10 protein-coding genes (1 of these 10 running past the window's edge) are annotated in these 12,446 nt (G+C 59.6%); 3 read left to right on the top strand and 7 right to left on the bottom strand.

From position 1 onward, the window contains the following. The 3 genes from ACS5RD_RS03995 to ACS5RD_RS03985 form a co-directional block, all read left to right on the top strand. On the top strand, positions 1–1,347 hold the 3' portion of the coding sequence (locus tag ACS5RD_RS03995; RefSeq protein WP_489930099.1) for an ISL3 family transposase. Its footprint begins 201 nt before the window's first position; the window shows 1,347 of its 1,548 coding nt (coding positions 202–1,548); the start codon falls outside the window, past its left edge; its stop codon occupies positions 1,345–1,347. A gap of 140 nt (positions 1,348–1,487) precedes the next feature. Further along, positions 1,488–2,504, top strand: a complete 1,017-nt coding sequence (locus ACS5RD_RS03990; protein ID WP_489930098.1) for an IS110 family RNA-guided transposase — start codon at positions 1,488–1,490, stop codon at positions 2,502–2,504. A 301-nt stretch (positions 2,505–2,805) separates the two neighbouring features. Next, positions 2,806–3,893, top strand: a protein-coding gene (locus ACS5RD_RS03985) for an IS3 family transposase (protein WP_489928006.1) whose coding sequence is annotated in 2 segments (ribosomal slippage) — positions 2,806–3,061 and positions 3,061–3,893 — 1,089 coding nt in all. Because the reading frame shifts where the segments join, the coding sequence is not laid out codon by codon here. Between the two features lie 3 nt (positions 3,894–3,896). Here ACS5RD_RS03985 and ACS5RD_RS03980 read toward each other — a convergent pair. The 7 genes from ACS5RD_RS03980 to ACS5RD_RS03950 form a co-directional block, all read right to left on the bottom strand. Next, positions 3,897–4,136: a divalent metal cation transporter gene (locus tag ACS5RD_RS03980; protein WP_489930097.1), complete on the bottom strand. Its 240-nt coding sequence runs from the start codon at positions 4,134–4,136 to the stop codon at positions 3,897–3,899. Between the two features lie 669 nt (positions 4,137–4,805). Next, on the bottom strand, positions 4,806–5,417 hold the full coding sequence (locus ACS5RD_RS03975) for a nucleotide-binding protein (protein WP_489930096.1): 612 nt from the start codon (positions 5,415–5,417) through the stop codon (positions 4,806–4,808). 617 nt (positions 5,418–6,034) lie between these two features. Next, positions 6,035–6,367: an ArsR/SmtB family transcription factor gene (locus tag ACS5RD_RS03970; protein ID WP_489930095.1), complete on the bottom strand. Its 333-nt coding sequence runs from the start codon at positions 6,365–6,367 to the stop codon at positions 6,035–6,037. 41 nt (positions 6,368–6,408) lie between these two features. Next, positions 6,409–6,612 carry a YgaP family membrane protein gene (locus ACS5RD_RS03965; protein ID WP_054005274.1) on the bottom strand — a complete coding sequence of 68 codons (204 nt, stop codon included), beginning with the start codon at positions 6,610–6,612 and terminating at the stop codon, positions 6,409–6,411. 51 nt (positions 6,613–6,663) lie between these two features. Continuing rightward, a complete protein-coding gene (locus ACS5RD_RS03960; RefSeq protein ID WP_489930094.1) occupies positions 6,664–7,950 on the bottom strand; it encodes an NAD(P)/FAD-dependent oxidoreductase in 1,287 nt (428 codons plus the stop codon). Positions 7,951–8,009: 59 nt separating this feature from the next. Continuing rightward, on the bottom strand, positions 8,010–11,225 hold the full coding sequence (locus tag ACS5RD_RS03955; RefSeq protein ID WP_489930093.1) for an efflux RND transporter permease subunit: 3,216 nt from the start codon (positions 11,223–11,225) through the stop codon (positions 8,010–8,012). Beyond that, positions 11,222–12,205, bottom strand: coding sequence for an efflux RND transporter periplasmic adaptor subunit (locus tag ACS5RD_RS03950; RefSeq protein WP_489930092.1), 984 nt, complete (start codon positions 12,203–12,205; stop codon positions 11,222–11,224). The genes ACS5RD_RS03955 and ACS5RD_RS03950 overlap by 4 nt, the downstream gene beginning before the upstream one ends. Positions 12,206–12,446: the final 241 nt, after the last annotated feature.

Below are 12,446 nucleotides of genomic sequence, written 5' to 3'. Positions count from 1 at the left end.
GTCAGCTTGCAACTTCGAACGCGGCGGTTCCGATGCAGGTCGATCGGTTGCCCGGTGGAGATTTTTGCCGAGCAATTTGACCCGGCTGTCGCGCAGCGTTTTGGGCGGCGGACAGAGCGTCTAGAAGGCATTGTCCATCACATAGGCCTCGCGCTTGGTGGCAGGCCAGGGCAGCGGACCGCGGCGCGACTGGTCCTTCCGGTCAGCCGAGATACCTTGCTCAGGGTTGTGCGCCGAAGGGCACCACCGACGGATGGCGCACCCCGAGTGATCGGGATCGATGACTGGGCCTGGCGGAAGGGCCACCGCTATGGAACCGTCGTCTGTGACCTCGAAAAACGGCGGATCATCGATGTCCTGCCGGATCGCGAAACGGCGACGGTTCAGGCGTGGCTGGCGGCACGACCCTCCATTGAGATCATCGCGCGGGATCGCGGTGGCGGCTATGGACCTGCTGATCTACCCGGGCGTCCGGACGCCGTACAGGTCGCAGACCGCTGGCATCTCATGGAAAATTGTAGCTCGGCCTTCCTTGGTGTTGTTCGCAACTCGATGCGGGACATCCGGCGGATAGTGGGCGCAGGGCGTGTTGACCCCGACCTGATGACGGCAGTCGAGCGCAATCAATACGAGGGCTGGCGGCACCGGTCGGCGGCGAATGCCGTCATCACGGACATGGTGAAGGCCGGGGTGCCGATCAAGGAGATCATGCGCCGCACCGGTCGGTCGCGCAAATGCGTCCGTGCCGTTGCTCGCGGTGATCGCGGCGAGATGTTCCGGCCGAGGGCGAGCAGCCTCGATGCCCACCTCGATTGGTTGTCCAAAGAATGGGGCGTCGGATGCCGAAATGGCGCGGAACTCTGGCGGCGGCTGCGCGTCCAAGGCTATGCAGGTTCGTTGCGTGTCGTGACGGAATGGGCAACGCGGCGGCGCAGGGATGAGGCGGCGCAGTTGCCCCGTAGATGCCCAAGTTCGCGGATGATCGCCCGGCTCGTGATGATTGCCAAGGAACGCCTGTCTAGCACCGATCTCATGCTCGTCACCCTGATCGAGGCTGAGTTGCCAAATCTGCGGCAGGTGCGCGAACTTGTCGAACGGTTCCACCACATGATCCGCACGGGCTGTTGCGAAGACCTCGATGGCTGGATTGAAGACGCAGCCACATTGCTGGCCGCTTTCACTCGCGGGATCATTGCCGACCGGGCAGCCGTAATCGCCGCCATCACGAGCCCGTGGTCCAATGGCCAGACCGAGGGTCAGATCACCAAGCTGAAACTGGTCAAACGCCAGATGTATGGCCGAGCAAACCTCGATCTCCTGCGCGCAAGGCTGCTGGGCATGGCATGAAGTGCATCGAAATTGAGTCAGAGCCCAAAACTAACCCCGTATCGGCGTCCAAAATTGATGTGGTGGACGGCCCCTGTCCCAACCGTGGCGCATCGGGGCGCCGTGGTATGATCAGGGCTCCAATATAGGAGGGAACCACCATGACGGAGATTGTAACGATCGGCCTAGATCTCGCGAAGAATGTGTTTCAGGTCCATGGCATTGATGCAGATGGCCGGGTTAGCATTCGCCGCAAGTTGCGGCGGGCGGAGGTGCTGCGGTTCTTCGCCACCTTGTCGCCGTGTCTGGTCGGGATGGAAGCCTGCGCGTCGTCGCATTACTGGGCGCGCGAGATCGGCCGGATCGGCCATGAGGTCAAGCTGATGCCGCCTGCTTACGTCAAGCCCTACGTGAAGCGCGGAAAGACAGATGCGTCGGATGCCGAAGCGATCTGTGAAGCGGTCACCCGTCCGACGATGCGTTTCGTGGCGGTGAAGAGCGAAGACCAGCAGGCGGTGCTGATGCTGCACAAGGCGCGCGAGTTGCTGGTGCGCCAGAGGACCATGCTAACGAACGCATTGCGGGCGCATCTGGCTGAGCTCGGCATCATTGCGGCTCAGGGCCTAGAAGGACTGAGCAGCCTGAAGGCGCATTTTCAAACCGTTCGCGACACTCTCCCGAACCACGCTGTCGTGGCGCTTCACGCCCTGCTCAGCCAAGCTGATGGTCTTGCCGAACAGGTCGAGATTCTTGAGCGGAAGATTCTTGAGTGGCACCGGTCGAACGATGCCAGTCGCCGGCTGGCCACCATCCCCGGCATCGGGCCGATCACCGCCAGCGCGATTGCGGCGAATGTGCCGGACGCAAGCCTGTTCCGCTCGGCGCGCCAGTTCGCGGCCTGGCTCGGGCTGACGCCGCGGGCGCATTCGAGTGGCGGCAAGGATCGCCAGACCGGGATCAGCAAGCAGGGCGATGGCTATATCCGGCGCCTGCTGGTCTCCGGCGCAACCGCAGTTCTGCGGTTCACCCGACAGGGCGATCCGGGGAAGGCTTGGCTATTGCAATTGAAGGACCGCAAGAAGCCCAAGGTCGTGGCAGTGGCTCAGGCGAACAAGACCGCGCGCATCGCTTGGGCGATCCGGCGGCGAAACGAGATATACGCCGCGCCAGCCGGATGATCGGCGACAGGCAGCGAAAGTGAATGCGTCGAGGCTGAGGAAAGATGACAAACCGGTCGAACCGGGGATCAGGACACCCCATGGGGTCAAGGCGCCGAGTTGAGCGCGTAATTTTGATTGGGAACTGATCTGCGGACTTCATCTGGGCCAGCGGTTCCGCCGCACACAAAGGCCGTAGACATGACTGCTTTCGGCATAGGCTCGTCAGATTCTCAGCTTGCGCATCAGGGGGTAATCCCCCCCGAAAGTAAGGGGCTGCATAAGTAGAATTTTCTCGCCAAGATGAACGAGGAGATTCTGAATGAAGACAAGCAGATACACTGAGGCGCAGATTCTTGCGATCCTGCGTCAGGCCGAAGGCGGTGTGCCGGTGGCAGAGCTGTGCCGCGAGCATGGCATGAGCAATGCGTCGTTCTACAAGTGGCGGGCGAAGTATGGCGGCATGGATGCGTCGCTGATCAGCCAGATGAAGGCCATCGAGGACGAGAACCGCCGGCTGAAGCGGATGTATGCGGACCTGAGCATGCAAGCCGACCTGCTGAAAGAGGCTCTCGGAAAAAAATGACGCGGCCATCTCAACGCCGCGAGATGGCCGAGAAAGCGGTGGCGCGACACAAGGTCAGCATTGCGCTGGCCTGCCGGGCCTTCGGGGTCAGCGAGACCTGCTATCGCTATGGCCCGAAGTTAAAAGCCGAGAACGAAGAGATCGCCGACCTTCTGGTGGGTCTGACCGACGCCCGCAAGACCTGGGGCTTTGGGCTGTGCTTTCTGCATCTGCGCAACGTGAAGGGCCATCCGTGGAACCACAAACGCGTCTATCGGATCTATTGCGCCTTGGAACTGAACCTGCGGATCAAGCCCCGCAAGCGGCTGAAGCGGGACAAACCTGATGTGCTTGCTGTGCCCGAGGCACCCAACATGACCTGGTCCATGGACTTCATGGCAGATCGCCTCGGTGATGGCCGTGCGTTTCGGCTGCTGAACGTGCTGGATGACTTCAACCGCGAGGGGCTGGGTATCGAGGTTGACTTCTCGCTACCCGCCGAAAGGGTCATCCGGAGCCTGGACCGGATCATCGAATGGCGCGGCAAACCCGGCACCATAAGGGTCGACAACGGCCCGGAATACATCAGTGGCAAGCTGCTGATCTGGGCTGAGAGACAGGGCATCACGATCCAGCACATCCAACCCGGCCAGCCGCAGCAGAACGCCTACATCGAGCGATACAACCGCACCGTCCGGCATGAATGGCTCGACCAATACATCATCGAAACCATCGAGGAGGCACAGGATCACGCCACACAATGGCTATGGACATACAACAACGACCGCCCGAACATGGGCATCGGCGGCATCACACCCGCCCAGAAACTGAAAATGGCCGCGTAAGTTCTACGGATGCACCCCGTTAAAAATGGGGGGATTACCAGACCAGCTGAACAGCATGACCCAGCCGAGCGCAAAGCCGAACTGCGCCCCCGCCTGAGAGTAGGTTGCGATGCCGCTGGGGTCGTCATCCGACGCGCCGGTGATCAAACCGGGCCCCAGCACCTGCAAGAGCTTCGGCCGTTCTGGTTGCTTCACGTCTTCTGGCGACGTCTTTGGGGCGGGCGGAAGGGATGTGCTGGTCATTTGCGCTCTGGCTCCATTGGCGTCGCTTCAGAACGCTTTCAACATTGGCGTGGCCGCCCCAGAAACCGCATACCACGCCGATACTGCCTCAGCCATCCGGGGGGATTACCGATGCAAAGCATCTGCCGTAGACGGCCACGCCTATATTGTCGTCCTTCAAGATAAAGACCTCGCTATCCTTGTCGAGGCAGCAAAGAATACCTTTACGGCTAACCGCTATGATTTGTTGGATCATAAATTTAAGTTACTCGTTATGTAATACTGGGCACTATTTAATACCCAGTATTACATAAATAAGATCGGTCTATCTTCATACTTCCGTTGATATCAATGGTAGGAGCTCACAACTTATGTGTATTTATTCTTCTAACTTACCTGTAGATAAATGTACCTACCGCCACCTTGATTGATGGGAGGCCCTGATCAACCTAGCGCTATGTTTCGCCCGATTGTATTGAGAGCTCCTTAAATTCGCCTCTTAGTTTAGCTTCCCTACTTCTTGTAATCACCCAACCGTTCAAGGCTCCATTCCAGTTTCCAAGCTCCGTCAGTTTTTCTTTGTATGGAAGAGTGTCTCCGCTCACAAGGATACTCTTCTTGTAATATTTGGCAGAGATACTGGCCTGTGCAGTCTCTTGCGTGCCCGTGCTCTTTATTTGTGTTAGAGATTTACCTCTGGACGGAGTGGGGAGGGACGGCGTCTTGAAAAGATTTAAGTCTGTTCATCTGCAACTTTATCTGCATGCATTCCGGATTGAGTGCAGCCATCCAGTTACCGTCACCCCTGCTGCCTTCATATCGCCCGGGCGTTACACCGGCCAAGTCGTTAGGCAGTCGGAGGTCAGAAGCGTCATCCGGGATCAAGAAAAAACAGCGCTCTTGGCCTAGACGGGCGATAAAAAGTCCGAGCTCGAAAATAACATTATCCCGAACCGTACTGTTGGAAGCATTGCGCATCACTGTAATGTCGTCAGGGGAGAATACGAATATTCCAAAATCTGATCTTCTCAGAACCTCAATTAGGCTTGAGAGTATGTTTCCAGAGAGTTGAAATACGCCGTCCTTCCAGACGGTACACTCTGCTTCATAGGTTAAATTGGAGTGGATTGCATCCGCAATCTGTACACCTTCCTTGGAGGATCCGATAAATACTTTGGGCTTCAAGCGAAATATCCTATCTTTAATCGAGCTATTGCGAAGGCTTGCCTTAGCAATAGCTCTCAATTGGAGCTTACCGTACGTGCCTTTTTCCGATAAACGCAAGCCACTCATCTGTGCCATGAGCTTCCACTCTCAAAATTAGGCCCCTTTCTCGGCACTGCGATGTAATTGTGACTTTTCCGCCGCGCCGCCAAAGCGGATTATGGAACGGCAACTTAAGGTCGGGAACCTTTGTCGATGCTACACCAGCATGGCGTCCACCGTTTACGCGACATGGTTAGCCAAGCTCAGGTTCTGCCTGTGGTAGGCCGATTCCATTGCGGTGCCCTTGGGCACGGTCCTCTAGGGTTAGCTAACCGTTAAATTTGAACAAGGAACAACGCATGCCCCCTCCCCTTCTTTTCTTTGCCGCGTAGCACTGCCGTAGCACCGCCCAAAATGGCAAACGCAGAAAGCCCCGCGTGATGCGAGGTTAAGATGTTGTAATTATGTGGTAATTTAATGGTCGCGGGGGCAGGATTTGCGCACTACTTCGCACTGTCGATCGTTATCATCTCATCCTGCGATGCGCGAGCGGGCTGAACTCGACAGTCACCATAAGTGTTGGTTTCGCGGACGGGCACCGGAGGGTTGCGATTGTCGCGCTGGACGACCCAGTGCGCGGCAACTGCGCCCCGTCGGCGCTGTTGCCCATGGTTGACGCCCCACGCCAAGTCTGCGGCCCATCCTGATCCAGTTCAGTTGGCTGCGGGCGGTGGACAAAAGGCATCCTGGAGCGCGGCAATCACCGGTTTCACATCCTCTCGCAACAGACGATAGATGACGGTCTTGCCCTCGCGACGCGCACCGACGTAGCCTTCGGCCCGCAAGCGCATCAGTTGCTGGGAGGCGGTTGGCTGTGACAGACCAAGCGCATCGGCCAAAGTGCCGACCGAAAGCTCCTGATCCAACAGCAGACACAGAATTTGCAAGCGCCCTTCATGCGACAGGGCCTTTAAGAAGGTCACAGCCTTGGCGATGGCCGTGGGGCTGCCGACGAAACTTTCCGTCTCAAGAAGTGGTGTCGTCATAAAGCCTCCTGTAGCTTCGGGCTCAGACGTTTATGTGCGGCTTATTCGAAAGCGCAACCTTTCTTGATCCCGAACGCCCGGAAAACCGAGGCGGCCGGACAGAACCCCGTGAAGGCCGACTGGATCAGGTTGGCCCCGATGAAAACAGTAAGCCAGATGAAGTAAGGGGAGACAAAGGCTGTCAGAACCACGCTAAGTAGGGTCATGATGCCGGCAAAAAGCAGGACGGAGCGGTCGAGGGTCATTTTGCTTTCCTTAAGGTTGGAGCCTAGGGCAAAACGCCCCGGCGGCGGGCGTCAGCCCTTTTTGGTTTCTTTCAGCTTGTCGATGCCCAGCACTTTCAGGGCGAGACTTTCGTAGAACGGCTCTGACTTGCCCTGCCGCAGCTTGCGCATGAAGTATTTCTCGAACCCCACCTTGGCGAGGTGGACCCATTTGCCAGAGGCCGACCAGTTGACGTTGCGCGGCGGGATTTGCGGCTGGGCCACAAAAGCGATGCCCCCGTCGCCGAAGTCAGCGAGGCAGATGGCATTCCAGGTGCCAACCTGATCCGGCTCTGCCCCGCGCACGAGGTTGGCGATATTGTGGGAGGTGGCGGTGACCATGCTTTCGATCATAAAGCCGGTCTTGGGCACGCCACAGGGCACCGGCGTTGGAGCCAAAGGCGGGATGGCGACGCAAACCCCCACGGCGAAGATGTTCTTGAACTTCGGGTTCTGCTGATGCTGATCGACGATGGTGAAGCCGCGCGGGTTCGAAAGACCTTCAATTCCCGACACCGGTTTGATGCCACGAAAGGCGGGCAGCAGCATCGAATAGGCAAAGGGCAGCACCTTTTCCGGCTTGGCCACGCCGTCTTCGCCCACTTCCTCAACCGTCATCTTGCCATCTTCGACCTTTTTGATCCGGGTCGAGGTCATCCATTTGATCGTCTTGCCCCGCATTTCAGATTCCAGAAGGCCCTTGGTGTCGCCCACGCCGTCGAGGCCCAGATGGCCGATGTAGGGTTCCGGCGTCACAAAGATCATCGGCACCTTGTCGCGGATTTTCGCGCGGCGCAGTGCGGTTTCAAGGATGAACAGAAACTCATACGCCGGGCCAAAGCAGCTTGCACCCTGTGCTGCGCCGATTATGACCGGGCCGGGGTTTTTCAGCAGCGCCTGAAACGCCTGTTCGGCCTTTTCGGCATGGTCGATGTGGCAGACCGACTGGGTGAAGCCGCCATGCGGGCCAAGGCCGGGCACTTCGTCAAAGGCCAAGTCCGGGCCGGTGGCGATCACCAGATAATCGTAGGTCACCGACTGGCCATCGACCAGTTCGATACGGTTTTCGTCCGGGTGCAGGCGTTCGGCGGCAACGGGGATGAAGTTGATCTTCCGCTTCGCCATGGCGGGGGCCAGATCCACCGTGATCTCCTCCCGCTTGCGCCAGCCCACCGCGATCCACGGGTTGGAGGGCACGAAGTGATACTTCGCATCCTTGGTCACAACGGTGACAGTGTCCTCTTTGCGCAGGCTGTCCTTCAGCTCGTAGGCCATGATGGCCCCACCAAGACCGGCCCCCAATACAACGACATGTGCCATGGATTTCTCCCTTTCCAATGCGTGAACCCGTCCGGCCTCCTCCGCCGGGTGGGTGGTTTTCAGGTCTTGAACATGCGGTAAATCGCCGGGATCACCAGCACGGTCAGCAGGGTGGACGACAGCAGCCCGAACAGCAGCGAGATGGCGAGTCCCTGGAAAATAGGGTCCGACAGGATCACCACCGCGCCGATCATGGCTGCGATGGCGGTCAAGAGGATCGGCTTGAAGCGAATCGCCCCGGCCTCGATCAGGGTCTCGATGGTGACAGCACCGGAGTTGCGGATGAAGTCCACCAGCAGGATCGAGTTGCGGACGATGATCCCGGCCAGTGCGATGAACCCGATCATCGAGGTGGCCGAGAAAGGTGCGCCAAACAGCCAATGACCCGCCATGATGCCAAGGAAGGTCAGCGGGATGGGCGTCAGGATCACCAGCGGCAGCCGGAACGAACCGAACTGTGCGACCACCAGAATGTAGATGCCCAAAAGCGCCACGCCAAAGGCCGCCCCCATGTCCCGGAAGGTGACGTAGGTGACCTCCCATTCGCCATCCCACAGCAGGGTGACCTTGCTTTCGTCAGAAGGCTGGCCGTGCAGGCTGATGGTGGGTTTGCCATTGGGCCAGTCTTGCTGGCTGATCTGATCAGCCACCGCCAACATGCCGTAAAGCGGCGCTTCAAAGGCTCCGGCCAGTTCCGCTGTCACCATCTCTGCATCGCGACCATTGTGGCGGAAGATGGGGTAAGAGGCGGGTTCCTCGGCCACCGTCACCACGTCGCCCAATTCGACCACCCCTTTGGCGCCCGGCAAAACGTTGGCCGGGATCGGCGTGGTCAGCAATCGCTGGTCCATCACGCGGTCGCCCTTGGCGCGGGCAACCTCCAGCAGGATCGGCAGACGCCCCGAGCCGCGGTTGGAATAGCCGACCGTTTGCCCACCGTTCAGCAGGGCCAGCGTGTCGAACACGTCCTGTTCCTGCACGCCAAAGAAGTCGAGGCTATCGGTCGAAATCGTCGCCCGCAGGCGGCGCGCCTGGGTGCCATAGCTGTTGTCCACGTCCACGATGAAGGGCACGGCCTTGAAGGCCGCTTCAATCCGGGCCGCAGCCGTACGGCGAGTGGCGGCGTCGGGGCCATAGACCTCGGCCAGAAGGGTCGAGATCACCGGCGGGCCTGGCGGCGGTTCCACCACCTTGAGGCTGGTGCCGGGCGGCACGGTTAGGCTTGCCAACTTGGTGCGAATATTCAGAGCTATGGCATGACTGGCCCGCGCCCGGTCGCCTTTGGGTGTGAGGTTGATTGCCACCTCACCCAGCTGCGGGTCTTGACGCAGATAATAGTGGCGCACCAAGCCGTTAAAGTTGAAGGGGGCAGAGGTGCCGGCGTGGGTCTGCACCGTGGTGACCTCTGGCATCTGCATGACGGCCTCGGCCACGTCCTGCGCCACGCGGTCGGTCGCCTCGACCGAGGAGCCTTCGGGCAGGTCGATCATCACCGACAGTTCGGATTTGTTGTCAAATGGCAGCAATTTGACCGTGACATCCTTGGTGTAAAGCGCGGCCAATGACCCGAAGGACAGCACCGCCGTGACCAGCAGAAAGGTCAGGCTGCGCGCCTTGGTTTTCAGCAAGGGCCGGGCTATGCGGTTATAGGCCCGCTCCAGCCGACCGCTATGGTGGCCGCCATAGGTGTCGTCTGCCCCATGCACCGCCATATCAGCGCGGCCGGCAATCTTGACCATCAGCCAGGGCGTGATGATGACGGCGACAAAGAACGAGAAGATCATCGCAGCCGAGGCATTGGCCGGGATTGGCGACATATAGGGGCCCATCAGGCCGGATACGAACAGCATCGGCAGGAGTGCTGCCACCACGGTCAGGGTCGCCACGATGGTCGGGTTGCCCACTTCGGCCACAGCATCAATCGCGGCTTTGGAGCGGCTGCGGCCATTCTGCATCGCCCAGTGGCGGGCGATATTCTCGATCACCACGATGGCGTCATCAACGAGGATGCCGATGGAGAAGATCAGCGCGAACAGGCTGACCCGGTTGAGCGTGTAGCCCATGATCCACGCGGCAAAAAGCGTCAGCAAAATCGTCACCGGAATGACGATGGCCACCACAACCGCCTCACGCCATCCGATGGCCAGAAACACCAGGATGATGATGGAAACGGTGGCAAGGCCAAGGTGGAACAGCAGTTCATTGGCCTTGTCATTGGCCGTGGCACCATAGTCGCGCGTCACGGTGACGGTCACGCTGTCCGGGATCATATGACCTTTCAGCGCCTCGACCCGCGTCAGCACCGCCGCTGCCACCACCACCGCATTGGCCCCGGCCCGCTTGGCCACAGCCAGCGTCACGGCAGGGGCGCGTGTGGTGGAGCCGTCGGCATTGCGGGTGATGTTGGCCACGATATGGTTCGACGTGTCGGCCACGTAAGTCACCTTCGCGACATCCGCCACATAGACTGGACGGCCATCCCGCGTGGTCAGCAGCAGATGCGCCACTTCCGAAGGCGCGGTTAGGGTCTGACCCGCCACAAGGTCAATCTGCTGCCCTTTGTCGCGCAGCTTGCCAGTGTTGAGCGTGCGATTGGCCTGCCCCACCTTCTGCGCCAGTTGCTGCAAAGTCACACCATACAGCGCCAGCCGGTCCGGGTCGGGTTGAATCTGGATGGCATCCTGCGCGTCGCCGACCAGATAGGTCAGACCCACATTGTCGGCCTTGGCTACCTCGACCTGCAGCGTGCGCGCGATGCGGGTCAGGTTATCGGCGGAAATGGCCTGACCGGGGGCCGAGGACAGGGTCAGCGACAGGATCGCTACATCATCAATGCCGCGCCCGATGATCAGGGGTTCGGGGATGCCCAGCGGAATCCGGTCAATATTGGCGCGCACCTTGTCATGCACGCGCAGCATCGCCTCATCGGCATTGGTGCCCACGGCAAAACGAGCGGTGACCAAGGCGCTGTCATCCCGGGTCGAGGAATAGACATGTTCCACCCCGTTGATGCCCTTGACGATCACCTCCAAAGGCTCGGTCACCAGCTTGACGGCATTCTCAGCCTGTAATCCCTGCGCCTGCACATGGATGTCCACCAAAGGCACCGAAATCTGCGGCTCTTCCTCACGAGGAAGCGAGATAACGGCCAGCATTCCCGCCGCCAAAGCCGCCAGAATGAACAAGGGCGTCAGGGCGGATTTGATGAAAGCCTGCGTCAGGCGGCCCGCGATGCCCAGTGACTTCTCTGGCAGCTTTTCAGACAGGATAGTCATTTTGCGGCACCTGGCAGCACGCGGTCCCCCGCCTCAAGGCCGGACAGGATCTCTACCATCTCGACCCCACCCACCACCTGATGTTCGCCCGGAACCACGCTGCGCTGCATGGGGCCTGCGGCCATTTCGACGCTGACAAAATCCAGTCCGGCGTTCGATGATAGTGCTGTTGCGGGCACCATCAAAACCTTGCGCTTGCCCACAGGCAGCCGCACCAGCACCCGCGCATCGACAAAGGTGTCGGGCAGACCGGCCAGTTCCACGTCTGCAATCACCCTGCCATTCTGAATCAGCGGATAAATCCGCGACAAGGTGCCGGTCTGGGTCTTATCGCCTTCGGCAATCTCGATTTTGTCGCCCTGATGAAGGCTGGGAGCATGACGTTCGGGAACCGATATGCGCAGGAACGTGCCCCCACCGCCGATCAGAGCCACGGCTTCGCCCGGCATCACGACGCCACCCTTGGCGACTAGCACATCCAGCACGCGGCCATCGGCGGGGGCCAGAACCGTGCCCTCCCTGCCCTGCTGTTGAATCACGTCGGCCTGCGCATCCAATGCTGCGATCTGGCCCTTGAAGACATCGGCCTTCGTGCGCAAAGCGTCCAACCCCTGCGCGGTGGTCACGCCCTGTTTCAAAAGGCTTTCGCCCCGGGTAAGTTCCGCCTGTGCATTGGCCAGTTGGGCCGCTAGCGCCCCCCGTTGTGCCGCGAGGGCGGAAAGCTGGATCGCCAGCTTTTCATCCTCGATCCGCCCGACGGGCTGGCCCGCCGTGACGAGATCGCCCTCCACCACAGTCAACTCAACCAGAGTTCCGCCAAGACGCGCCCGTGCCGGTATCCGGTCGCGCGCCTCGACCTGACCGTAGACCGCCTTCCACTCGGTGATCGTGGTCGGCTGCAAGGCGGGCGTGTCAGCCAAGGCCAAGCCTCCAAACAGCGGTAGGCTGGCACACAGAAATCTCGTCAGGGGAAGGCGCATGGATAGGGTCCTCAGTTCGATGATTACTTGTTATTCTAATATTTGAATTTATCAATATGAAATCTGCGAAAGCGGACGAGTAATCAAAGGCCGGCCACAGACGCGTGGCCCGATCCCGCAATCTTAGCGCAAATGTTCAGTTTGACATTTGATCCAAATCACGCGGCGCGCGGTCTGGCGGCATTAGATTCCAAGCACAGAATAGGAAGTTGTTGATTTTCACCCAGAACTGACTCGGGTA

The organism is Cypionkella sp. PAMC25878 (assembly GCF_058135695.1).
Note: the sequence above shows the minus strand (reverse complement) of the source record. Positions and strands in the feature narration are given on the sequence as shown.